Raw genomic sequence first — 21,718 nt, forward strand, 5'->3', positions numbered from 1 at the left:
GATGAAATATCTTATTTTTACTATTTTCATTCAAATATATCCAAATTATTTGTTTTGCCAATCTAGTCATAAGTATAAAGGGTGGCTGGTTTTATTTAATAATGAACAAGTATGCATTCCAATTAAACCCGGTGAAAAAAAAATAAATGCATCAAGTTTTTTCGACTGTCAAAAACGCCTTAATGGGTTTGATGTAGCACATTCTTCAGTGAATTTATGCCTTCTTAAGATGCAAAGTAAACGATATTTAATTGAAATATATGGAGGCATGACAGATACAATGTATGTATTGCCTGTGATTTTTGAAACAATGAGTAAAGATTATTCTCAAAATCCGGCTTTAAAAGAAAGGAATAAAGCGGTTATCTATGAATTTAGACATAATAATAAAGTACATGAGGTTGGGTTTAATATTTTTGATTCGATTAAAACAACTCGAATTCACCCATATTTAAAAATTGATAGACGCCAAATCAAGCATAAAGAATGTGATGAATATTATGGGCCTTAAGAAGGTCCATAATTATATTGCTGGGATACACATCGCATTATTATCCGTTCGGGTTGACGCAAAAAGGGATATCCTACACGAATACAAGCGTTGTAATCAATCGGTATAAATACAACAGCAAAGAACTAAATAACCAGGAGTTCTCTGACGGTTCTGGTTTGAAGCCTGTGATTTTAATAGACGTTATTATGATCACCAAATAGGCAGGTGGCAGAGTGTTGATCCGCTTGCAAGCAGAAGCAGGCGTTGGAGCGTTTATAATTATGCATTTAGCAACCCTTTACGGTTTATAGATCCGGATGGAATGAGCCCGACAGATTGGGTGCGGTGGACGGATAAATATGGGGATCAGCATGCGGATTATGTTGCAAGTGTAAAAAACCAAAGTCAGGCTGAAGCCTGGGCAAAAAGCCAGGATGAGGATGCAAGCAAGATCAGCACTCAAAAAACGGGTATTGTTGAAAGAGGATATACAGATGCTGATGGTACAAGAAAAGGCTATCAGCTTAATGAGGATGGTACAGTAACAGCTTTAGCATATGGCAAGCCAACTTTTACGGAGCATGATAAGTCCAATGCTGAGCCGGGAGAGATAGAAGGTGGTGTGCCTGGTGGTGTTGAGGGAGGTAAAGTTGGGAGTGAATTAGGTGGTAAAGGAACAGAGGAGCCTAAGCCTAACGATCCTTTAGATATAGTGGATAAAGTAAATAGTGGCACAGGGATGACTAATTCCGTAATAGACACCGGAATTGAGGCTGCGGAGGCTGAAGCAAAGACTACGGGGGCAGCTATGAATGGCCTGAAGGTTGCTACTAGAGGGCTTGGCGGAATCTCAGCAGGTATAGATGCTGGCATAGCTATTAAACAAGCATACGATAATCCGACTGCGGGCAATATTACTAAAGCGGCAATTAAAGGTGCATTATTAGAGTTAGAAGTATTTGGAAAAGTAAATCCAGTTGTTGGAATTGTAACAGACGTATTAGACTTAACAGGAGCGACTGATGCATTATTTAGATGGTAGAGTTATAAACGTTTATGAAAAAAATCAATTTGTTGCCTGCAATTATTTACAGGATGTTTAAGGCAAAAGGGATAGATATTCCGCATTTGAGAACAATTATTATTTTAGTTTTTCTCTTGTTTTTTCATTTGGTTCAAATCGCATTATTGTTGAAAATTCCGTCTGTTTACATTATGCCGTGGAAATCAGATAGCCCAAAGAAGGAACAATGTTTTTTTGCAAGTATATATTTTGGGGTAATACTTCTAATTTTTTCTTTTCTGTTTTCAAAGAAAAAATTAGAAGAAATTGAGGTTACGGAGAACCAAATCAATAAGTGTAGGAAAATCTTGCCAATATACTTTTCAGTTAGTTTGGCCTTATTAATATTGCTTCTTATATTTAAGGCAAAATAATTTTTATTTGTGCGGACTGGAACTACGATTGACAAAATTATGTTGGAAGAAGTTCTTCACGTAATATTTCGTATGGCGTTTTTCCTTTGAGAGCTGCATTAGGTCGATGGCAGTTATAAAATATGTTTGCCATTGCAGGTGTTCCGCGTGCCGCCGTTGCTGTGTCTTTTGCCCAACAACTGAAGCTAGGCTGGAATGTATTATCATAACTAAAGCGCTGTTTGGCATAGGTTTTTGGCGGCATTAAGAGCAATCTCAATCAGCACCATAGCATATAATATCTTAAATTTACCGGAGCAAATTACGGTAACCGGGAAGGGAACGATCAGTTACCAGTATGATGCAGCGGGTAATAAGTTGCAGAAGAAGGTGACAGAGGGGTCAGCAACAAAGACAACGGATTACCTGGGTGAAATGATCTTTGAAAACAATGTATTGCAGCATGTGGCGATGGAGGAGGGGCGTATCTGTCCCAATGGAACAGCGTTTGTCTATGATTACTTCCTTAAAGACCACCTGGGCAATGTTAGGGCGATGGTGCAGGAGGATAAGACCTTACTGGAAGAAACGCATTATTATCCTTTCGGGTTGATATAAAGAGGAATATCCACGCAGGCTTCAGGCGCTTTAGCTAATAAGGATAAAACGTTCCAGGGACAAAAGTTCGATGATGATCTAGGGTTGAATTATTATAGCTTTAAGTACAGAAATCACGATCCACAGATCGGGAGGTTTATAGAGGTTGACCCATTGTCAGATAAGTATGTACACAATAGTACCTATGCGTTTAGCGAGAATAAAGTAACAGCGCATGTGGAATTGGAGGGCTTAGAAGCAGAATATATAATTGATAAGTTTAAACGAGCAATAGCAGCAGAGTTTCAGGATATTTCCAATAAGATAGATAATGCAGTTAGTTATTTTTCCAAAACCAGTACTTCTACAGAGGTATCATCTACTCCTGTTGCTACGATCAGCGCAGGAGGGACTGTTACTACAACAGCAAGTACTAACTTCGGAGGTAAGATGAACTATTTAATCTACAATAACACTTTAGACGGAAATAAGGAGCCATTTTTTAAAACGACCGTGAGCACTTCCGTAGATACAAAAACTGAAGCCAAAACGGGTAACACATCAATAATAGAGAAAACGAGTGTTGATACTAAAGGAACTGTTACACAAGAAATAGGGGGTAAGACTACTGTTAATGTCAAAAAAATACCTATGACTGTACAAGGGGCAGTATCAACGAGTACTTCTGGAGAAACAAAAACAACAGTTCAGGCGAGCGTTGGTAGTTCTACTACACAGGCAGTAGGTAATGTGCAAGTTGGGACAAATGGAAGAAGTCAAAGTATCTCCATAGGTGTAGGCGGGCAACAGAAAGTGGGAAAAACTACTTTTACACAAACATTTGGATTTAAGTTTTTATGGGAAAAATGATTAGCAGAATTATTGTTTTTTGTTGTGCCAATTTTTTTTTGTCACTTTCAACTTTGGGTCAATCAGAATGTACTGAGGTGAGAAATGGAAAGTTTTATTTCTATCCTCAAAACTCACGGCAGTCTTTTTTAATTATTCGCAACAGTTCTTTGCAAAGGGAAATCAACGTTGCTACCAATGATACCTCTTACTGGAAAGTACGTTGGAAAAGTCCTTGCATGTTTGATTTGATATTTTTAAGAACGACAAAGGTGTTGCCTGCAGAAGAGATGAAGTTTTACAAATTAAATTTTATAAGTGCACAAATACTCAAAGTGACAAAGGATTATTACATTTTCAAAGGTGGGATAAACGGTCTAGATGTAAATGCAGTTACGGATACGATGTGGCTTAGGAAGCGATATTAATTTTTATCACTACTGATTTTGCTAACCAGTCATGCAAAGCTCTTCTTTTGTTATTAGTAAACATTGTTACTAACTCTATTTCAATCCAGCTCAATGAGATGTAAAAACTGAGATTATTATATTTTTCAAGGGCAGTGTTGGTGTTATCTGTTCTATATACAAAAAGGATAAAAAATAGATAAACCAATGCAGCCATTGTAATAATAATCCAAGGGAACTCCCTTAGAATGGCTTTTTTGAATCCAATGGGTTTTGTTTCAGTTATATCGAAAATCTTAATGCTCATTATTTTTTTACCAAGCGTTTGGCCATATTTTCCCTGCAATACTACGAAGTAAAGAATAGAAAGAACAGACTCTGCTATTATACCTATATAAAAATAACCGTTGCTTGTGTTATATAGAAAAGTGAGTGGAAAAAGTATTATTCCATCAATAATAGCCGCTGCTAATCTTCTCCAAAAAGTGTGGTATTTACTCACGAAATATTTTTAAATTAATATGAGCTCAAAGGCCGTATCCGGAAGCCTAGCGTTCGCCAGGCTTTACTATTTACTATAAGCTTGTTTATTTTTAAAATCCCTGATAAGCGCATCAAGTGTGACAAAAATATATTCCTTGTCTTTATCGGAGAGTTTGGTTACTTCCTGAACGCGGTCGAGAGTATTTTTATCCAGTTCGATATCGGAGTTGCCGGTGAGGTAATCCAGTGATACTTCGAGGGCCTGAGCAATTTTTACCGCCATTTCAATGGTGGGTTTTACTTCGTTTCGTTCATAGCGGCCATAGGCGCCGTCATTAATACCGATCATCCAGATACTGGTATACAGCAACAAGCTGGCAAAAGTGACGGAAACCGGGATCAATACCAAAACCTATGGATTGGGAGATTTTAATGATGGAGCCAATGGCACAACCGACGATTATGCCTATGACGGGAACGGTAACCTGACCAAAGATGAGAACAAGAGTATTAGTGCGATAACGTATAATATCTTAAATTTACCGGAGCAAATCACGGTAACAGGGAAGGGAACGATCAGTTACCAGTACGACGCAGCAGGTAACATGCTAAGTAAAACGGTCAATGAGACCGGTCAGTCTCCAAAAGTAACTACTTACTTGAGTGGAATGATCTTTGAAAATAATGTATTGCAGCATGTAGCCATGGAAGAAGGTCGTATACGACCTAATGGAACATCGTTTGTGTATGATTACTTCCTGAAGGATCACCTGGGCAACGTTAGGGCGATGGTGCAGGAGGATAAGTCCTTACTGGAAGAAACGCATTATTATCCGTTCGGGTTGATACAAAAGGGAATATCCTCACAGGCTGCAGGTGCTCTAACAAATAAATATAAATACAACGGTAAACAAGAGCAGCGTAATGAGTTCAGCGATGGTTCAGGTCTTGAATGGTTAGATTATGGAGCAAGGATGTATGATAACCAAATAGGAAGATGGATGGTAATAGACCCATTGGCTGATAGAATGCGTCGTTGGTCGCCTTACAACTATGCGTTTAATAATCCGATTAGATTTATTGACCCTGATGGAATGGCTCCGCTAACCGATTATTATAATTTAAAAGGTCAGATGGTTAAACATGTCGAAGATGGAAAAACGGATAAGAAAGTAGTATTAACAACCAGTAAGAAGGAGGCAGATGTAAACAAAGCTATTGATGATGGTCATGTTGTTAATCAAATAACAGATGGGCAGGTAAAACAAATGGACAATATATATGCTTTTGCCCAAACCGATAAGACTAATACAGAGAAGGGGTTTATGTTTGGTCAGAACGGGCAGTCATCTAAAACAGTCACAGGTGAGAAAGAGGGGGAAATTGGAAATGATGCTTGGAGGGAAGCACGAGCTGATTTAACATCAAAAGGCGATAAGCCTGCATCAGATGCTCATTTGCATCCGTTGAAATACGATGCTGATGGGAATATAGTAGAATATGGATTGTCCAAACCATCCAGTACTGATAGTGACCCCAAGAATAACAGAGGATATACTCAACCCTCTATGGTATTAGGATTTAGAGAAGAAGTAAAACCATTGCCGCCCGGTCAGATAGGCGGAACACCTGAAAAAAGCTATATCCCCAGAGTTGGTTTTTACAATACCGGAGGAGTTATAATACAGATTGATTATTCTGATTTAAAAAGGGCGATTCAAAAAATTAATAAGTAATGAGATTAATATTTAAAATATTACTTGCAGTCCTATGTTTAATTAATATAAGCTCTTGCAGAACTTATTTAGATATTGAAAGAAATAGTATAGCATCGGACTACATGACTTTCAGGTATAACAAAGACTATAATGAATTAGACTATTTTAATAAGGTTAACGGTGTTGCGGACAAAGAGGTATTTTATACGACCCACTTTACTATTAGACTTCCGAAGAATATCGTTTACTGGAAACAGTTAGGTAATAAGTTTTATTTTGAGTATGCCTCTAAGCAAATCATTTATATTTATACTTCGTATAAAAATGAAGGGAAAGAATCTGATAATTGGGAAGTGAGAGACTTAGAGGAAGGAAAGGATTTTTCTTATCTGGATGAATATTGGACAAATGAGAGGGGTTATAATGAGGATGATTTGTATAAAAGGAATAAGGAAAGGATAACGAAATTTTACACTAATGGTAAGTATGCAATACTTCTGTATAACATAAAGGAGAAGAATTATCCTCCATTCCTTGAATCAATAAAAACCTTTAGAGTTAAATAACAAAGAAGCCCGGCACAACGCCGGGTTTTTACCGATTTTTTCTAAAAGTCAAATGCGAACTCTCTCTTTTAAATAGTGTTGAACTGTTGTGGTAGATGATAACCGTACAACGATTTCTTCATTCCAGTCAACGAGGATTAATTGAAATTGTTTTCCTAATATAGTTAGAGCTTGTAAAAGCTTAGAGTTACTCGTTTCTCTCGGGAGATCGGCTGATTGGCACATCCAAATATTATTAACAATATTAAGTTTTGTTTCAAAGAATAATACGAATCGCTCAAAGCCAAGGGTTATGGTGTTTTCTTTGAGAGATTCTTTATTGCCATATCCTGTGATAACAGTGTCAAATTTTTTAATTGTAAAGGGGCTTAAAGCGTTTTCTATAATATCTATATGAATTTTTAAAACTTCGGTTTTAACGGCTTGCTCTTTTGAGAGTATAAAATAAATTGTGTAAACAGATTAAGCGACTGCATTTAGAGGCGGCATCTGTTGTCAAAGATAGTTAAGAACTGATGGAGTATGAACCCCCAATTTTGGATGGGCATACTCCATTTTTTTTCGATATTAGTAATAGCCATGTAAACAGCCTTTAAGGCGGCCTGATCATCAGGTGGATATTTCACTGCAAAGTATACCAGTTATTTCACAGCAAAGGGTACCAGGATTTCACAGTAAAGGGTACCACTTTCGGATACTTTAATTTTTAAGGATTTCACTTCAAAGTAGACCAGAGGTTGTTAGTTTTTAAACTGACAATACGGCGCAAAGTATACCACCAGGGGTTACCTTAGTTTTGATGAGCTAAGGGCATTTTATTCACCCGGATTTGTTTTGTGTAAAAACAAGACATGTCCAACAAAGTGATTACAATGCACCAGGTTCGCTCTATTCTTCAATACCTGATCAAAGGATTTTCGCTACGCGCTGTTAGCCGGGAGTTGCGGATGTCCCGTAAGACTGTTACACAGTACACACGTCAATTCAAAAGCCATACTGCTTCCTTACAGCAACTGCAGCATCTAAGCGATGCCGAACTTGCCGGTATTGTCTACGCCCCGGTAAAACCGCCTGTTGAAGATACCCGCAGAGCGGAGTTTGAGGCGCAGACAGATTATTTCTTTGCTGAGCTAAGCCGAACGGGTGTTACGCGCTTACTGCTCTGGCAGGAGTATCGCAGCAAGTTCCCGAACGGCTATGGCTATACGCAATTCTGTATTTTACTGTCCAGGCAAAAGCATGTCGACACCCCCACTATGCGGTTTGATTACCGTCCCGCAGAGGTGGTTATGATTGATTTTGCAGGAGATCCGCTGTACTACACCGAGCGGTCTACCGGAGAGCTGATCACCTGCCCGGTACTCGTCTGTGTACTACCTTATAGTGGATATAGCTTTGTAAAGGCACTGCCCAATGCTACGTTAGTTCAGTTGATGGGTGCGCTGGGCGATTGCCTTTCATTTTTTGGCGGTGTGCCCAGGGAGCTTAAAACCGACAATATGCGGCAGATTGTTGTAAAACCATCCGCTATGAACCAGCCTTTACAGAAGCTTTTGCCCAGTGGGCACAACACTATAATATAGCCATTACCACTGTGCGTGTGGCCAAACCCAGGGATAAGGCCCCGGTAGAAAACGAGGTAAAAATCACCTATCGTCGTATTTATGCCCCGCTGCGCGACCAGGTATTTTTTAGCCTTGATGCTTTGAACAGGGCTATCAGTGAGCAACTGGCGATCCATCACGATAAACCCTTTCAAAGAAAAGACTACAACCGGCAGGACTGCTTTAATAAAGAAGAAAAACACTTGCTGCAACCGCTGCCTGCAACCCCTTTTGTAATAAAGCACCGGGTACAGGCTAAAGTGCAGCGCAACTATCATATCACTTTGGGCGAAGACTGGCACCATTACAGCGTACCATACGGTCATATCGGTAAAACAGTAATAGCGGTTTATGACGCCGATACAGTAGAGATTTATTTGCAGTTCCAACGGATTGCACTGCATAAACGCAGTTACAGGAAGCATGGCTATACTACTGTAAAGGAGCATATGCCTGAAGGCCACCGGCACTACCTTGAACAGCGTGGCTGGACGGCTGACTATTTTGTCCGGCAGGCCACTGCAGTAGGCGCATCCGCAAAGCAATACATTGAAAGACTACTACAGGCAAAACAGTTTACTGAACAAACATACAATGCCTGCCTGGGTATTTTAAGGCTGGGCAAACAATACGGTAACGACCGGCTGGAGGCGGCCTGTTTGCGCGCCCTAAAGGGCGAACAGTTCACCTATCGGACTATTGACAATATCCTTAAAAGCAACCTGGATAAGCAGCCCGCTTCACAGCAGGCTGAACTTTTCCAGACCCCGCCACATAACAATCTGCGTGGCCCCGAAGCATATCAATAATTTTCATTCATTCAATAAATCAAAAAAAATGAACACAAACACACAGGCAACACTTCAACAGTTACAAGCATTAAAACTCTATGGCATGGCTAAACGTTATGAAGCTGTGATGCAGTTACACAGTCATCAGCAGCCTGATGCCCATACCATCATTGCCAGCCTGGGCGAAGCAGAGTTGTCTTACAGAACCCACCGGCGTACAGAACTCTACCTGCGGTTATCCAAACTCCGTTACAATGCCACACCTTGAACAAATTAACTGTTCCGGCCAAAGGGGAATTACCAAAGAGCAACTGGCTATATTTTGCGATGGAACTTTTATTGACAAAAACGAGAACCTTCTTATCAGCGGTGCAACAGGGTGTGGAAAGTCTTACCTGGCCTGTGCTATCGGCAGACAAGCCTGTATGCTGGGCTACAGAACTATCTATTTTTCTATGAACCGGTTTATTGAAGCCCTTTCCTCGGCAAGGCTGGATGGCTCCTATATAAAATTGCTGAACCAGATCGCTAAAACACCTCTGCTCATCTTTGATGACTTTGGCCTGCAACCGCTGACACATGACATGAGAATTACCCTGTTACAGATACTCGAAGATCGCTACGCGAATGGTTCCACCATCCTAACCTCGCAATTACCGGTTAATAAATTTTATGAGTACATAAATGATCCCACATTGGCCGATGCAATTTGTGACAGGCTGACAGCTAACGCTCACAAAATAACACTCACAGGAGAGTCGCTGAGAAAAAGAAAAAAAGATTAGTTTTACACCGCTCTTAGCTCAGCAAAAACAATGGTATACTTTGCAATGAAATGGTGGTATACTTTCACTGAAATCTCCATCGTGTGGGCTGGTTGTGCGGTCTGTATTATGCAGATGCTACCAGCCTTTCGGTCTGTCACAACCGGCGCATTCAGAGCAATAAAGTTTTTTATGACAAAGCCAGGCGTGGCAAGACTTCCATGGGATGGTTCTACGGGTTCAAATTATTCCTTGTCGTCAATGTTTTTGGCGAAATCATCCGTGTGATGTTTACCACGGGTAATGTAGCCGACAATAATACAGAACAGATGCTCAAACTTTTTGATAAACTGAAGGGACAGGTGTTTGCTGACAGAGGGTTTATCAATCAGAAAGCTTTTGAACAATTATTGGGCAAAGGGTTACAGGTAGTAACCGGTACTAAATCCAACATGAAAAACAAACTAATGAACTTCAATCAAAAGTTATTGCTTAAAAAAAGAGGTATGATAGAATCTATTAATGATATTCTAAAAACGGTTTGTGATATTGAGCATACACGCCATCGTAGCCCCATCAATGCCTTGTTGAATGTTTTTGCCGGGCTTTGTGCTTATACTTTCCTGGAACGGTTACCTAACATCTTTGCATAGAAAGACACAAAACTCACGTTAATATAGGTTGTAGGTAAGCTCACCACATAAAATAGGATTCAGCGGCTTTATATAGTGTATCTTTTCGTTGGCTACTTCAAAACAGCATTCAATTACAGCAATATTACCGGTAACATAAATAGTGCAAGGCTTGCGTATATCATAATGACTGATCCATATATCAAAGTGTTTTCCCGGAATATGTTGAAAGGTGATGTTCCCGAAATCTTCATTAATGATATAGCAAACCGCACCTGGAATGTAAAGAGGATGCGTTTTAAATCGGTGTTTGCGGATACATTTAAGTTCTCCAATACCGGGCATGGAAAAATGCAACAGCTCATTCAGATAGGTTTTTTGGGGATGTTTTTTATACATAGTAATGGCTTTAAAGGCACATTACAAAGTTGTAGCTATTCTGTAAAAGTATTTTTTAAAAAAGGTATGAAAAAGGGGTAAAAAGTTATGCGAAACGGACTATTTTTTCGATATCCTGAGTTTATACCAAATTTTCTGTTTGAAGGCCCGCGAAATGCCGTAATTGAAAAATGCAATTTCAAAAAATACAATAGCTTCAAATGAATTAATCTGGCTTTCTGGAAAAAAGAACAGATTGCTTACACAGTAAAAAATGATTAACTTAGCTGCAATTAGTTCTTTCACACCTTCCCGGCAAAAATTTGTTTGCAAATTGTGTGCAAATAAAAAAGACCCACCAAGTGAGCCTTTTTCTAATTGATTGATAATCAAGTGCCCAGAACAGGAACAATAGTATTTGTTATTACTAATTGATTATCAATTGGTAATAAATTTTTTTATAGGTGTGTGGAACAATAGCGGAACAAAATTTTAAATTTTGCTCACTTTTGGAGTATTATGCCAGCTTTAGCAGCAGATTGCCATCTACGCCTAAATTCTGATTAAGCGACTTTAAAAATGCCAGGGTAGGCTTGCGCTTGTTGTGCATGATTTCGGATAACTGGGTACTGGTTGTATTAAGCACTTTTGCCAGGTCCTTTTGTTTTAACTGCTTCTCGTACATTTTGAGCTGTAAAATACCCTGAAGACTCTCTGGCATAGGAAGCACATAATTCTGTTCTTCATAGATCCGTACGGTTTCTGTATATCCATCCAGCAATTTGCTTTCTTTTGGGGTAAGCGCATCAAACCCGCCTTTAGCAGTAGCTTTTGCCAGCAGCTTTTCCATTTCAGCTTCCGCCTTTTTAAATTCCGCTTTTGTAATTGTCTTGCTCATATCATATTGTTTTACAGTCAATGGCATCATATTCTTTATGGGTACCCACAAACCGGATGTACAAAGTACGCCTGCTGAAGTGGATCATAGCAACCAACCGGTATTTATTGCCTCCGATATTGAATACAAACCGGTCGTTTCCAACAGCATCCACACTGTTAAAGGTCTTTTTGACGTCCGAAAAACCGCTCCAATCACTGCCCAGTACCTCATAGTACCATTTCAGCAATGGTTCCTTTGCCCGGTGTTCTGCATCGTAGAACTCAATTAACCTTGCTTTTGAAATGATAACCATGTGGCACAAAGATACTACAAGTTCACAAAAACGAAAAATAATTATCAAAAATAAAAATACTTAACTATCTTGGTTTCTTTAGTAAAATGCCCAAACGTTGAAATAAGGCTTTCTGTTTAGATCGACTGTACCGTTCGCCTCTACACATAAAACAGCTACATGGCTTACCGTGAGACCGGAGGCTATAGATGTTACCAGTTTCATTGCCGATTAACCTATAAATTTTTAACCGCCTTTTGTATTTGAGCATTTTTAGTTGATGGCGTCTGCCCTTATTGTTTTCCATATAGTGAAGTTAATAAAACTGGTGATTTTAATCAGGATGCCTTGTTTAAGGCATGAATCCTTATGGGGATATTAAAGGAGGTCGGTAATACCGACATCCCCCGGCAGGCATGCGGGCTGATGGTACGCGTAACTGACGTATGTATTGCATACGTCAGCTCTCAAACTGATAGTTTTTCTTCGGATGCTTTGTTTAAGAAGTACTCTTGTTGATCGGGTTCAAGTTGTGTTACAATATTGTGATGGCCGAAGGATAAATCTTCCTTACGTAAGGAACTGTCAACTTTTTCTGAAACATGTTTATAATTTTGTAGTGTTTTTCTTTCGTACCCCGTTATTTCCTCCAACTCATCATAAACAGCAGGAGCAATATACTTACCTGTAAACCCTTTTTTTTCAAATCTCGTCCAGTCAGCAATCCAGAATTGAACGCTTCAAATAGTTACATCCTCCTTTGTTTTAGGGAGTTTAATAGATAATGCTTTTTCAACATCATACATAACCACACCAAGGGGCGTCTCTACCTGAGCATCTTTAATATATTTTACTCGAGTTGAAAAAGTCGAACTCTTAATGCCCAGCACCTCGCACAGCTGCTGCCGGTTAATGAGGGTGCGCCCTTTAACCTTTACTCCGTGAATATGAATTACAGTTTGCATCATAATTATAAATTTTCTTCAATTTACATATCAACGTAATCTTATAGAATTATCGTTTTCTTATTGTGACCCTAAAGGGATCGAACCTGTAGCTCTTGAAACTTCTATAACATCCATCGTATAAGGAATTTATAATTCAATATTTCATTTTGAGCTACTTTTGAGCCACTATTTGAGCCATAAAAAGGATAATTATTTATAATTTCCATAACAAAAAACCGGAGCATAATCCCGGTTTTGTAAAAGTTATCATGGTAGATAAATTCCCCTTTTCCGTAACGCAAAATACTCTTCCGGTGTCCTTGCTTTAGGTAGATCAATCCATCCCTCATTTTCGTGCCACACTTTATTTGCAGGAATTTCTTCAGGTGTAAATATTTGACAACTGATATTCTTTACTCCATTATCATCAATATACGCCCTATAAAACTGGTAACCTCTGATCTTGATGTAATGCGCTGAAAGAAAACAAACATATGCTTCAAGATGGTTTTTAGCATAGTCATAGGCATCACCATCTCTTGTAACATTAGGGACATGTAACTCTATTTCCGAAGTAGAACCATCTAAATAAAACATCTTAACCCCGGCGATTTGCGTTTTAATATTAGGAGTTGGTGCAAAAAAATCAACAAACGGTATCGTATTCATTGCTTTAAATTTTATTATTTGAAAAATACATGCGTGGCAGGTCATGCGGCAGGTTCTAATTGTCTGACAACACTGGTAATGTATTCTACAAAGCAGAAATCTTCTGTATCCAGCCTGTTTTTGATAATACCGACTATTTCCTGAATTTGATACAACCCTTCAGCAGGAGTAATGTCTGAATTGGTGCCAGCTAAGATTGCTTCTGCAATGCAATATATTGACCCTAATAAAAGCCGTATTCCTGTTTGATAGTCGTTATGGTCTATTCGCTCAATCTTGTTTGCCCATTCAATAAGTTTATGATACAATTCTATATTTACGTTTTTCATTGTTGTAAAATTTTAAGATGAATTAATTGCAATAAACATGAGACAATTTCCGAATCCGTTCGTTGGTGACAAAAAGATAGAATTCGCTGCAATCTGCATCTTTTGGGCAAAAGTGTACTTCTTTTTGAGCTACCAAAGAAGACGCAGGGAAGACAAACGGACACCTATGTTGAAATCTACAATTTGCGCATTTATCGCAAAGTTTTACTTCCAGTGTTGAAACACCTTGTTTAGGAATAGGATTGACATTAAGTAAAGTCTTTTGAAGATTCGCAATATTTAGGTAAGCTTCACTCAACTTTTTATAAAGATTCATTTCCCTGTCTGTTAAAGGTTCAGATTTTTTCTTTCTTGGCATAGTAATAAATTTTGGGGGTGAATTAATGACTGTATACAATATGCAATGCATTGGCAAAGTAATTAGACACTCGTGTAACCCACCATAAATCCATATCATGGATGCCTGACATTGTACTGTTTCGCTCACCAAGAGCAAGAGTAGATTCATTCAGGGACTCTATAACATTCACAGCGTTTGGCATATCTTCGGAAGAATCCATAAAAGATGCTGAAAACAACTTGTACATGCGTAAAGCCTTGTTAATCATTTCCGGTTCTACTTCTTCAGGTAGTTGATCGTTAGTGAGTGAATCCACCTGCGCCATCAGTTTAGCCTTGTTTTCGGCAAGCTGTTCGGGGGAAAGATTTTGTTTCATAACATAAAAATTAAGAATACGCGCACTCGTCCTAACACACTTCAGAAAAGTGAGGTACAGGGCTTTCACCTGCCGCGTGCGCTTATTGTCAATAAATATGTATTCAGATTGCTCTGAAATGTGTTAGGACTTCAAAGATACATCCCGGGTTGAAACTACCAAAAAATATTTTTTACGGGATTCCGGAATGTTGGTAAACTTATAGTAACTTTCTTTGCGAACAAAACACAACTATTATGAAAAAAACATTAATTATCCTTGTGTTGCTACCAACAATAATTTTTGCTCAAAAAAATTATAAAAAGGGGATGGATAGTTTAATTACAACGAGCGGATGGGTGATACATAAGGGGGATACCATAACATTGGGAGCCGGGTCAAGACCTACAGGTGATTTCGCCTTTATAGCTCCATTGAGCCTTAGTGTTGCAGATGTATTAATGAGCAAACCCGCAGATGCTATGAGTAAGTTATTTTCCGGTTCAAAATTTATAGTTTCAATAATTGGCGGAGACAGGATTGTAATAAGTGGAGGAAAAAAGGATCGTATAAAGGCCTTTGTAATGGTTGAGCCAGCTATTCAAAAAGGTGAGATCGTTATTCCATATAAAAATAAAGATCAATCGCCTCTCACCCTTTCCAAAGCAGACGAACTGACCAAGCTCAAAAAATTATTGGATGACGGGGTATTAACGAAGGAGGAATTTGAGGCTGAGAAGAGGAAGATATTGGACAAAAATTAATCGCATCTGACATGAAAAGGACTTTTCTGGTAAGAAAAAGCCACCGGAAACGGTGGCTATGCTTAAAACAATCCTTTTATAAACTCCCATAACCTTTGAAGCCATGAAAGCTGCCTCCTTCAAGTATTGCCCGAGGAAGTTGTTTTAAAGTTCTCGTACATATCATTATTTTCATCAGGCATTATCTTGCTCCTGTAAGGTTTATACTCAGGATTCAATTGATAAGCTGTTAAACTCAATGCGGCCTTTTTTAGGTCGTAATTAGAGTGCATAATCATGTAATTACCGGGTATAAGGTCGGTACTTTGGGCCGCATTTGAAGAATACCTGAATGATAACAAATCTGACAGGCTTACCTCATTAGTTAAAATATCAGCATCAACCCGGTACCTGGGGGATCTTCTTACTGCCATTTTCGATGATAATAACCAATCCTGTAACCGGTTGGTTGTGGATGCGGTACCCCTGTAAACGCCAGATGAATAAGTACCATCCGACTTTAACAAGCATCCTGTAATACCATCATTAGTAAAATGACCCATGTATGTTTGTTTGGTATCCTCAATAATTGAGTACTTTCCGTTCTGCGTCAGATAAGTTTTTTCGCCGGTAACTTTTGATCCGTTTACGGATGTTGTTTTTGTTAATATTACTTCAAGAATATCAACAAACTGATCAGCCGTTGCAATTGCAACAGGTTGGCCATCTTCCCACACCGCACCCATTATTTGCACTGTTACGTACCCATCAAAAGGCATTTTGCCTAAGGATTTGCCGTATTCCTGGACATCTTCGGTTGAATCCACCCCAATAAAAATTTTAGGAGGTAAATAGATCTGCCCCTCAAAATTAGGTGCAAATACTATGCTGGGAAATGGCACCTCTTTATAATAATCCACCTTATGCATCTGGTCAGATTTATTCGTGTATTCCAGATCCTGCACATCGACAGCGAATTTTAAAGCAGGCCAACCACCCGGGTGGTTAATATCCGCATCCTGGAAAATAACATAAACAATTAACCACGGAATTTTAGTTTCATTCTGCGAAATACCGTACTTGGTTTTGTAGTCCTGATATCTAAACTTAATACTTAAATTAACATTATCGTCAGCCTTAAAATAGGCATCATCCCAAATACCCTGATTCACAGGCTCGTTGCTGGTAATGGATGATACATCGGGGCCGCCGTCTCCAATTAATCGCATTGCATAAGGGTCAATAGGCCGGCCTGATCCAACACGCACCACCGTAGAGGCATTATAAGACCGTACAACTACACCGGAATCATTTACTGCATCAGCATAAGACCAGTAAGGAAATAAGCCTGTATTCTGATCATAAATAACAAACCGGCCATTTGTAAGAAGTCCCGAAGCTCTTCCATAATCATAAGACGAACTGATTTCTTTTGAAGTGTAAACCTTCGTTATACTTTCAGTATTGCCTAACAAAATATTTCTATTGATGTCATGCGTCTTAATAAAGATGCTTTTTATCTGCCTGCTATCACTATAAAAAGGGTCTAATATTTTTAGTTTATTATTCTCCCAAATACAATAAAAGCCAAACGAAAGCATTGTTTTTTCGAGCATATCATAACAATACGGCGGCTTGCCTCCGTCATCATTAAAACCCTCCATTATAACTTTCAGGTCTTCAAACAAATCCGATACACCGGAGGAATCCGCTTCTGTATAATCTGAGTAAATTTCGTAAATCGGTTCAACAATGGATGGGAGAGATCTGCTTAACGCTGTTTCGATAATTATCTTTAGTGATTGTTGCCTGAATAACATTATCCCACTATCATTAAGTAATTGCTGACCCTTCATTATCGCGAAGGGAGATGTTACCAGGATAGATATATTGAAATTGTACTCATCAAATGACCGCTGTATCTGGTCGGGTAACAGCCATCCGGATGTAAACACTTCTCCGCTCCTGATGATCTCCACCCATAGATCCTGATCCTCACCACTCGTTATGTCATTATACAGATCAATATTAAATCGTGGCATCAAAATGTTGATGGTTGCTTTTGTCTGCCTGATCGGATCCATTGCCTCGTTTTCATCTCCATCGGTACTAATGGCAACAGGCGAAGCTGAGCCGGTCAACTGGGTTATATCGCCAGAATATGTACGATGCCTGAAATCAACTCTATACTGTTCACCTAAAATGTCTTTAAACAACATTTGATATTTTATATTCCATGTATCTGCCATTTTCTACCTCCTTGTTGTTTTTATCTTATGCCTGGTTATCATTAAGTCCATTTCTTCGCCGGTGACAGCTTTTTTAAGAGTAAACGTATAATCGTTGCCGCCTACACCTCCCATAATATCCGTGAGCTTATTCAATGGTGCTATCACCTCAGGGTTACTTGAAGCCCCGGGGTATTCCCCTACTAAAGCCTGTGTAGGCCCGTAAACAATACCTCCGTTAGCGAAAGCCCGACTACTGCCACCAATATTTACAGACTTTAATACGTTACCTCCCACAATCAACAATCCGCCCGCAATCATATCTTTTACGCCTTTTTTAACCAAAACACCGCCGCCAAACTCAGATAACAATGAACCCGCAGTAACTAACAAGGTCCCCATTTCGACCAGCTTTTTACCGTAATCTGCAATCCACTGACCCATCATGTGCAATAGATCATTCAATATGTCTTTAAACCCTCCTTTCTTTCCTATAGCAGCCCCGATTGATTCACCCAATCCCTCTATTGCAGAAACACCCAAATTCTTGTATGCATCAGATATATCCTTCGACAGGCTATTAGTTTTAGCGATCATATCCTGTAAACTGTCCTTTGTTATATTAAACTGATCATTGATACTCTTTGTAAAGGCCTGGAGCTGCTCAGGAACCTTAGCATCAATAAGCGCTTTGGCAGGGTTAAACTGAATTGATGTTTCCAACTGAAGCATCGGGTTCTCCTTAGCCGTCAGATCCCTCATCTTAGCCAGACTTTGATATAGGCTTTCAGACGCTCTTTTACCCAACTCGGGATCCATACGCCGGGCTTCGGCGTTGAATGCCATAACCGCATTTTGGGCGTCCCTTAGTTGCTCTGCTATTTTCTTTACAAATGGTGATTCCGGATTCTGCTTTAGGTCACCGGTTAGCTTTTTGTAATAGTCATTTAATATTCTAACCTTTTCTTTTGTAGCATCTAATGGAGATATTAATCCATTTTCTATTTGTGCTTTCAGCGCATCCAGGGAATCCCTAAAATCGTCATTAGCCTTTTTTGCATCGGAAATCTTATCCGGCTTTATCTTGTCGAGCTTAATCCCTAAATCATCATATTTATCAACTAACTGAAGTGCGGGCTTTAAACTATCCATCAATGCCTGCTTTATCGCCTGCTGCCTTGCCTCGAATGAGGATTGCGTTTGTATTTGCGCATTCATTACATTATTGGATGCAATCTGGGCCAAAACTCCATCTCTGACAATGCGTGTAACATCAGCCCCCTGTTGAATCTTTTGTTCATTATAAGTCTTTTCTGCTGCGGCCCTTTTCTGCGCTGCGTTTTTTCCGGCTTCTTCGGCTTGCTGTCTCTTTTTCTCCTGCAGTTCGAGTTTTATTAATTGCTTGGCCGTTTCTTCAACCTGCTTGGATATTTGATCCTGCAATCCTTTTACAACGGCCTGCCTAAGCATCTGATCTATTACCTGGTTATAAGCCTGGGTGATATTATCAAGCGTGGCCTTTTCTTTTCCTAAATTCGTCAGATACTGCCCGTATTCCTGGTTTACCGCCTGTACCGCCTTCTTTTTGTCCGATAGCGATGTATTATGATTCTGTGTGATCCCGTATAAGGCGGTCAGTTTTACCAATGAATCAGCATAAGTTTTTGCTAATGATTCCAGTTCCTTCTCTGCCTGCTTTTCTGCTTCGGTGGCTTTTTTATGGCCGGTAATGAAGTCCACCAGTTTAGGCCCGTAAGCGGTAAGAGCGGTTACACCTGCTAATAATAGTGTATTCCAGCTAAATAAAGCACCACCAACGGCGCTTAATGCTGTTTGGGTCGGCTTGCCTTGCGCCGCCAACTCTTTATTTTTGTTCTTTAGATCGGTAAGCGCGTCAGCCAGAGGCGCAATATTATTTGAAATTGCCATAAAGCCCGTCTGCATGCTATTAACAAAGGCGGGCATTTCCCTGGTAATCTGGTTTATGCTGTTCTGCACAGGGTTCCAGGCCGAAGCATAGTTGCCGACATTGCGGAAGTTACGGCCAGTGGCAGCATCAATATCCTTTAGCTTTTGCGTTAGATTGTCAGCCCTTTTGGATGCATTTAAAAATTGCTCTGAAGTCTCACCGTACCGGGCACCTAACTGTTGTGCCCACCGGGTGGCTTCATTAGCTAACTGTGCTAATCTGGCATACGCATCCTGTGTGCCTTTAGTTGTACGGTTGATCTTTTGAAGTTGTTCATTTAGCTGATTGTAGGTGTCTGCCAGTTGTTTACCGGTAGCAGAGGAAACACTACCCCCGCCCGCTAAAAATGACTGCAAATTATCTTTTGCGTTCTTTACTGCTTCTTTTAATTGCTGTATTGCGGATTTAGCCGTATTTATACTGCGCACCGCCCCACTGCTGTCAACAGATAAGTTAGACAACCCTAAATTATCTAATGTTTTTTTCAGCTTCGCAATCCCTGCCTGCACTTCTTCATCGCTCCATTTAGCTACTATATTAATTCCTGCTTGTTGCATAAAATATTATTTATTGAATGTTTATAATTTGATGCTCTGAAATGATTCCATGAGAGGTACAACCTCATCATTATAACGTTCCAGAAATTCCGGGCTGGGCTGACACCCTGCCTGTGAAAGTGAACTGATCTCGCTTGTTGTTTTTCGCATCTCTGATACAACGGCTTGTATAGCCTTTACAAGCATTGATAAGCGCTGATTGGTATGCAAAAGGTATCTTTCTTTGTCTGTCATTTGATTTCGTTTTATAGTTTAATAAATATTTTATGAATGGTTAGCGACATCAGCAGGTAGGTTAACGTTGTTAAAACGCCCATCCCGAAAATTATGCGGCATCTTAAAAACAATCTGTTTGCCCCCGGTGTAGTGGTTAAACTCGTCTTCAGTCATTACCCGGTCTTCAAAATTCAGATAGTATAACCCCTTATGTTTTACATAGTCTATAAATAGGGGCTTTTCCTGGCTGTCCAATATATCCCGCAGCGGATACGGATCCCCTTTAGAAAAGGCGGTCAATGCCTTGATTTTATCTTTTCTGTTCATTGTAGAAGTTTTTTGGATTTGTTTTTAAGTGCTCCAATTCTTGCGCAGTTACATTTATCTCCGGATATATTTTAGACTTTTCGATAAAGATTACTTGATACAGGTCATTATCTCCACCTCCTATAATTAACATGCCGGTAATTGGTTCCGGGCCTATAATCCGTTTAAACCGGTTGTAATTGCCTTTGGACAACTCCCGTAACGCTGTTATTTTATCTTCTCGATTCATATTTCAACAAATATTACAGGATCGTTAGGATGGTTTGCCTTTTCCTCGGCAACTCTTTTATCTATTACCTCTTGTGGTATTTTTTGATCATTACGGACCTCAATCCAAACCAACTGTTCTGTCATTCTCTTAAAAGGTTGATCATTGCCCTTTGCCAACTCGGCAAGGGCATTTATCTTTTGTTCTCTTGTTCCCGGGTTTATCATTGTATTTGTTGTTTTAATTGTTCAATAATAATATCTAACTGCTCATCTGTTAGCTGCTCAAAGTTTGTGGTAAGGCTGGTAGCCTGTAGCTGAGGTAAAGAATACTTTAATAACCTCTCAAACAATACAATCCGGTCTTTTGGCTCTAAAGCCAACCAATCCTGCTGTATCTGCCCCCGGTTATTTTCTATAAAGGCAGTAATCCACTCTCTTAGGTTGCCTGTTACCTTATTGGGCGTTCCCGCAATCCGGCCGCCCGTCTTGGGTGTTCCTTTTTTTCTTCCTTTCATTATCTATAATTTTCTACAGTAGAAATCTCCTTTGCGCGCGCGTACATCTCGGAAAACTCACAATACCAGGTAAAAAACTGGTCCATATCCTTAACTACGATATAAACACCCCCGGCAGCTTCAACTCATGCGGTCCCTTCCTATTTTTACTTCGATCTTAACCGGAGTTCCGTTTATGATAGCGTCAATATCAGCCGTTCCCTTTCGGGTGCTGCCCTTTGTCCAGGTCATTTTACCGTTAATCTTTCGCATCTGCCCGGTAGTATTGATCCGGTTGGCATAATGCCCGTGATACTTCAGGAAATCCATGATACAGTTTGTCAGACCGTTAGCGGTGCGGTCGCTGTATCGCTTAGTGGGCACCCCAAAATCACGCGCAGCAGCATAATGCTCCAGGTAATATTCTTCTCTCGCTTTTAATAAATCGTCTTTCCAATTCATAG

30 protein-coding genes and 2 pseudogenes are annotated in these 21,718 nt (G+C 39.6%); 13 read left to right on the forward strand and 19 right to left on the reverse strand.

Translation table 11 applies throughout. The annotated features are described in order from the left end of the window. Position 1: 1 nt before the first annotated feature. The 5 genes and pseudogenes from A8C56_RS02830 (at position 2) to A8C56_RS02850 (ending at position 3,376) form a co-directional block, all read left to right on the forward strand. Positions 2-511 (forward strand): hypothetical protein, encoded by a 510-nt coding sequence (locus tag A8C56_RS02830; protein WP_067751780.1) that lies wholly within the window; start codon positions 2-4, stop codon positions 509-511. A 199-nt stretch (positions 512-710) separates the two neighbouring features. Next, positions 711-758: pseudogene (locus A8C56_RS25445) on the forward strand (hypothetical protein); the annotation flags it as partial. A gap of 57 nt (positions 759-815) precedes the next feature. Further along, the gene (locus A8C56_RS02835; RefSeq protein ID WP_067751783.1) at positions 816-1,535 is read left to right on the forward strand and encodes a hypothetical protein; all 720 of its coding nucleotides are present in this window, start codon (positions 816-818) and stop codon (positions 1,533-1,535) included. Between the two features lie 629 nt (positions 1,536-2,164). Beyond that, complete coding sequence (locus A8C56_RS02845) at positions 2,165-2,527, forward strand: hypothetical protein (protein ID WP_067751790.1); 363 nt, start codon at positions 2,165-2,167, stop codon at positions 2,525-2,527. Positions 2,528-2,611: 84 nt separating this feature from the next. After that, positions 2,612-3,376 (forward strand): RHS repeat-associated core domain-containing protein, encoded by a 765-nt coding sequence (locus tag A8C56_RS02850; protein WP_067751794.1) that lies wholly within the window; start codon positions 2,612-2,614, stop codon positions 3,374-3,376. Between the two features lie 390 nt (positions 3,377-3,766). Here A8C56_RS02850 and A8C56_RS02860 read toward each other — a convergent pair whose 3' ends face one another. Together A8C56_RS02860 and A8C56_RS02865 are read right to left on the reverse strand one after the other, a co-directional pair. Continuing rightward, a complete protein-coding gene (locus A8C56_RS02860; RefSeq protein ID WP_067751800.1) occupies positions 3,767-4,264 on the reverse strand; it encodes an RDD family protein in 498 nt (165 codons plus the stop codon). A gap of 66 nt (positions 4,265-4,330) precedes the next feature. Further along, complete coding sequence (locus A8C56_RS02865; protein ID WP_218917232.1) at positions 4,331-4,654, reverse strand: helix-turn-helix domain-containing protein; 324 nt, start codon at positions 4,652-4,654, stop codon at positions 4,331-4,333. A gap of 10 nt (positions 4,655-4,664) precedes the next feature. On the opposite strand from A8C56_RS02865, the gene A8C56_RS02870 reads away from it, so the two are divergent. Further along, the gene (locus tag A8C56_RS02870; protein WP_157097852.1) at positions 4,665-5,981 is read left to right on the forward strand and encodes an RHS repeat domain-containing protein; all 1,317 of its coding nucleotides are present in this window, start codon (positions 4,665-4,667) and stop codon (positions 5,979-5,981) included. After that, positions 5,981-6,529, forward strand: coding sequence for a hypothetical protein (locus tag A8C56_RS02875; protein ID WP_067751806.1), 549 nt, complete (start codon positions 5,981-5,983; stop codon positions 6,527-6,529). The genes A8C56_RS02870 and A8C56_RS02875 overlap by 1 nt, the downstream gene beginning before the upstream one ends. A 476-nt stretch (positions 6,530-7,005) precedes the next feature. Here A8C56_RS02875 and A8C56_RS25595 read toward each other — a convergent pair. After that, positions 7,006-7,143 (reverse strand): annotated as a pseudogene (locus A8C56_RS25595) (IS256 family transposase); the annotation flags it as partial. A gap of 237 nt (positions 7,144-7,380) precedes the next feature. On the opposite strand from A8C56_RS25595, the gene A8C56_RS24050 reads away from it, so the two are divergent. The 5 genes from A8C56_RS24050 to A8C56_RS02890 all read left to right on the forward strand — a co-directional run bounded on the left by A8C56_RS24050 (position 7,381) and on the right by A8C56_RS02890 (position 10,341). Continuing rightward, positions 7,381-8,112, forward strand: coding sequence for a hypothetical protein (locus A8C56_RS24050; protein WP_157097853.1), 732 nt, complete (start codon positions 7,381-7,383; stop codon positions 8,110-8,112). 11 nt (positions 8,113-8,123) lie between these two features. Continuing rightward, positions 8,124-8,942: a Mu transposase domain-containing protein gene (locus A8C56_RS24055; protein WP_157097854.1), complete on the forward strand. Its 819-nt coding sequence runs from the start codon at positions 8,124-8,126 to the stop codon at positions 8,940-8,942. Between the two features lie 28 nt (positions 8,943-8,970). Next, positions 8,971-9,192 carry an ATP-binding protein gene (locus A8C56_RS25225; RefSeq protein ID WP_218917233.1) on the forward strand — a complete coding sequence of 74 codons (222 nt, stop codon included), beginning with the start codon at positions 8,971-8,973 and terminating at the stop codon, positions 9,190-9,192. Beyond that, positions 9,179-9,709 carry an ATP-binding protein gene (locus tag A8C56_RS02885; protein WP_218917234.1) on the forward strand — a complete coding sequence of 177 codons (531 nt, stop codon included), beginning with the start codon at positions 9,179-9,181 and terminating at the stop codon, positions 9,707-9,709. The genes A8C56_RS25225 and A8C56_RS02885 overlap by 14 nt, the downstream gene beginning before the upstream one ends. A gap of 83 nt (positions 9,710-9,792) precedes the next feature. Further along, the gene (locus A8C56_RS02890; protein ID WP_084489973.1) at positions 9,793-10,341 is read left to right on the forward strand and encodes an IS982 family transposase; all 549 of its coding nucleotides are present in this window, start codon (positions 9,793-9,795) and stop codon (positions 10,339-10,341) included. 18 nt (positions 10,342-10,359) lie between these two features. Here A8C56_RS02890 and A8C56_RS24300 read toward each other — a convergent pair whose 3' ends face one another. The 8 genes from A8C56_RS24300 to A8C56_RS02940 all read right to left on the reverse strand — a co-directional run bounded on the left by A8C56_RS24300 (position 10,360) and on the right by A8C56_RS02940 (position 14,531). Continuing rightward, positions 10,360-10,719: a hypothetical protein gene (locus tag A8C56_RS24300; protein WP_157097855.1), complete on the reverse strand. Its 360-nt coding sequence runs from the start codon at positions 10,717-10,719 to the stop codon at positions 10,360-10,362. Between the two features lie 496 nt (positions 10,720-11,215). After that, on the reverse strand, positions 11,216-11,596 hold the full coding sequence (locus tag A8C56_RS02905) for a helix-turn-helix domain-containing protein (protein WP_169818740.1): 381 nt from the start codon (positions 11,594-11,596) through the stop codon (positions 11,216-11,218). A 1-nt stretch (position 11,597) separates the two neighbouring features. After that, a complete protein-coding gene (locus tag A8C56_RS02910; protein WP_067751822.1) occupies positions 11,598-11,891 on the reverse strand; it encodes a type II toxin-antitoxin system HigB family toxin in 294 nt (97 codons plus the stop codon). A 719-nt stretch (positions 11,892-12,610) separates the two neighbouring features. Continuing rightward, a complete protein-coding gene (locus A8C56_RS02920) occupies positions 12,611-12,838 on the reverse strand; it encodes a hypothetical protein (RefSeq protein ID WP_067751828.1) in 228 nt (75 codons plus the stop codon). 246 nt (positions 12,839-13,084) lie between these two features. Next, the gene (locus A8C56_RS02925; protein WP_157097856.1) at positions 13,085-13,486 is read right to left on the reverse strand and encodes a hypothetical protein; all 402 of its coding nucleotides are present in this window, start codon (positions 13,484-13,486) and stop codon (positions 13,085-13,087) included. A 41-nt stretch (positions 13,487-13,527) separates the two neighbouring features. After that, complete coding sequence (locus A8C56_RS02930; protein WP_067751834.1) at positions 13,528-13,815, reverse strand: hypothetical protein; 288 nt, start codon at positions 13,813-13,815, stop codon at positions 13,528-13,530. A 22-nt stretch (positions 13,816-13,837) separates the two neighbouring features. Next, positions 13,838-14,173 carry a hypothetical protein gene (locus A8C56_RS02935; RefSeq protein ID WP_067751837.1) on the reverse strand — a complete coding sequence of 112 codons (336 nt, stop codon included), beginning with the start codon at positions 14,171-14,173 and terminating at the stop codon, positions 13,838-13,840. 22 nt (positions 14,174-14,195) lie between these two features. After that, the gene (locus A8C56_RS02940) at positions 14,196-14,531 is read right to left on the reverse strand and encodes a hypothetical protein (protein ID WP_157097857.1); all 336 of its coding nucleotides are present in this window, start codon (positions 14,529-14,531) and stop codon (positions 14,196-14,198) included. Positions 14,532-14,767: 236 nt separating this feature from the next. On the opposite strand from A8C56_RS02940, the gene A8C56_RS02945 reads away from it, so the two are divergent. Next, entirely contained in the window at positions 14,768-15,274 is a 507-nt protein-coding gene (locus A8C56_RS02945) for an SHOCT domain-containing protein (protein WP_067751843.1), read from the forward strand. Positions 15,275-15,393: 119 nt separating this feature from the next. Here the strand turns inward: A8C56_RS02945 and A8C56_RS02950 are convergent, their stop codons facing one another. The 8 genes from A8C56_RS02950 to A8C56_RS02985 form a co-directional block, all read right to left on the reverse strand. Then, positions 15,394-17,502, reverse strand: coding sequence for a hypothetical protein (locus tag A8C56_RS02950; protein WP_067751846.1), 2,109 nt, complete (start codon positions 17,500-17,502; stop codon positions 15,394-15,396). Between the two features lie 3 nt (positions 17,503-17,505). Further along, complete coding sequence (locus A8C56_RS02955; protein ID WP_067751849.1) at positions 17,506-20,007, reverse strand: hypothetical protein; 2,502 nt, start codon at positions 20,005-20,007, stop codon at positions 17,506-17,508. A 21-nt stretch (positions 20,008-20,028) separates the two neighbouring features. Next, positions 20,029-20,241 carry a hypothetical protein gene (locus A8C56_RS02960; protein ID WP_067751852.1) on the reverse strand — a complete coding sequence of 71 codons (213 nt, stop codon included), beginning with the start codon at positions 20,239-20,241 and terminating at the stop codon, positions 20,029-20,031. Between the two features lie 30 nt (positions 20,242-20,271). Further along, complete coding sequence (locus A8C56_RS02965; protein WP_067751855.1) at positions 20,272-20,550, reverse strand: hypothetical protein; 279 nt, start codon at positions 20,548-20,550, stop codon at positions 20,272-20,274. Further along, positions 20,534-20,779: a hypothetical protein gene (locus A8C56_RS02970; protein WP_067751858.1), complete on the reverse strand. Its 246-nt coding sequence runs from the start codon at positions 20,777-20,779 to the stop codon at positions 20,534-20,536. The genes A8C56_RS02965 and A8C56_RS02970 overlap by 17 nt, the downstream gene beginning before the upstream one ends. Beyond that, entirely contained in the window at positions 20,776-20,985 is a 210-nt protein-coding gene (locus A8C56_RS02975) for a hypothetical protein (protein WP_067751862.1), read from the reverse strand. Before A8C56_RS02975 ends, A8C56_RS02970 begins: the two co-directional genes overlap by 4 nt. Then, positions 20,982-21,275, reverse strand: a complete 294-nt coding sequence (locus tag A8C56_RS02980; protein ID WP_084489977.1) for a hypothetical protein — start codon at positions 21,273-21,275, stop codon at positions 20,982-20,984. Before A8C56_RS02980 ends, A8C56_RS02975 begins: the two co-directional genes overlap by 4 nt. Before the next feature lie 120 nt (positions 21,276-21,395). Further along, positions 21,396-21,716: a hypothetical protein gene (locus tag A8C56_RS02985; RefSeq protein WP_067751868.1), complete on the reverse strand. Its 321-nt coding sequence runs from the start codon at positions 21,714-21,716 to the stop codon at positions 21,396-21,398. Positions 21,717-21,718 lie beyond the last annotated feature (2 nt).

This window comes from Niabella ginsenosidivorans, from assembly GCF_001654455.1.
In the GTDB taxonomy this organism is placed as follows: Bacteria; Bacteroidota; Bacteroidia; order Chitinophagales; family Chitinophagaceae; genus Niabella; species Niabella ginsenosidivorans.

Bases quoted from the DNA above. Each gene is read 5' to 3' on its own strand.
- A8C56_RS02830 (WP_067751780.1), top strand. From the start codon at position 2: ATGAAATATCTTATTTTTACTATTTTCATTCAAATATATCCAAATTAT.
- A8C56_RS02835 (WP_067751783.1), top strand. From the start codon at position 816: ATGAGCCCGACAGATTGGGTGCGGTGGACGGATAAATATGGGGATCAG.
- A8C56_RS02875 (WP_067751806.1), top strand. From the start codon at position 5,981: ATGAGATTAATATTTAAAATATTACTTGCAGTCCTATGTTTAATTAAT.
- A8C56_RS24050 (WP_157097853.1), top strand. From the start codon at position 7,381: ATGTCCAACAAAGTGATTACAATGCACCAGGTTCGCTCTATTCTTCAA.
- A8C56_RS25225 (WP_218917233.1), top strand. From the start codon at position 8,971: ATGAACACAAACACACAGGCAACACTTCAACAGTTACAAGCATTAAAA.
- A8C56_RS02885 (WP_218917234.1), top strand. From the start codon at position 9,179: ATGCCACACCTTGAACAAATTAACTGTTCCGGCCAAAGGGGAATTACC.
- A8C56_RS24300 (WP_157097855.1), bottom strand. From the start codon at position 10,719: ATGTATAAAAAACATCCCCAAAAAACCTATCTGAATGAGCTGTTGCAT.
- A8C56_RS02905 (WP_169818740.1), bottom strand. From the start codon at position 11,596: ATGAGCAAGACAATTACAAAAGCGGAATTTAAAAAGGCGGAAGCTGAA.
- A8C56_RS02910 (WP_067751822.1), bottom strand. From the start codon at position 11,891: ATGGTTATCATTTCAAAAGCAAGGTTAATTGAGTTCTACGATGCAGAA.
- A8C56_RS02920 (WP_067751828.1), bottom strand. From the start codon at position 12,838: ATGATGCAAACTGTAATTCATATTCACGGAGTAAAGGTTAAAGGGCGC.
- A8C56_RS02925 (WP_157097856.1), bottom strand. From the start codon at position 13,486: ATGAATACGATACCGTTTGTTGATTTTTTTGCACCAACTCCTAATATT.
- A8C56_RS02930 (WP_067751834.1), bottom strand. From the start codon at position 13,815: ATGAAAAACGTAAATATAGAATTGTATCATAAACTTATTGAATGGGCA.
- A8C56_RS02935 (WP_067751837.1), bottom strand. From the start codon at position 14,173: ATGCCAAGAAAGAAAAAATCTGAACCTTTAACAGACAGGGAAATGAAT.
- A8C56_RS02940 (WP_157097857.1), bottom strand. From the start codon at position 14,531: ATGAAACAAAATCTTTCCCCCGAACAGCTTGCCGAAAACAAGGCTAAA.
- A8C56_RS02945 (WP_067751843.1), top strand. From the start codon at position 14,768: ATGAAAAAAACATTAATTATCCTTGTGTTGCTACCAACAATAATTTTT.
- A8C56_RS02950 (WP_067751846.1), bottom strand. From the start codon at position 17,502: ATGGCAGATACATGGAATATAAAATATCAAATGTTGTTTAAAGACATT.
- A8C56_RS02955 (WP_067751849.1), bottom strand. From the start codon at position 20,007: ATGCAACAAGCAGGAATTAATATAGTAGCTAAATGGAGCGATGAAGAA.
- A8C56_RS02960 (WP_067751852.1), bottom strand. From the start codon at position 20,241: ATGACAGACAAAGAAAGATACCTTTTGCATACCAATCAGCGCTTATCA.
- A8C56_RS02965 (WP_067751855.1), bottom strand. From the start codon at position 20,550: ATGAACAGAAAAGATAAAATCAAGGCATTGACCGCCTTTTCTAAAGGG.
- A8C56_RS02970 (WP_067751858.1), bottom strand. From the start codon at position 20,779: ATGAATCGAGAAGATAAAATAACAGCGTTACGGGAGTTGTCCAAAGGC.
- A8C56_RS02975 (WP_067751862.1), bottom strand. From the start codon at position 20,985: ATGATAAACCCGGGAACAAGAGAACAAAAGATAAATGCCCTTGCCGAG.
- A8C56_RS02980 (WP_084489977.1), bottom strand. From the start codon at position 21,275: ATGAAAGGAAGAAAAAAAGGAACACCCAAGACGGGCGGCCGGATTGCG.
- A8C56_RS02985 (WP_067751868.1), bottom strand. From the start codon at position 21,716: ATGAATTGGAAAGACGATTTATTAAAAGCGAGAGAAGAATATTACCTG.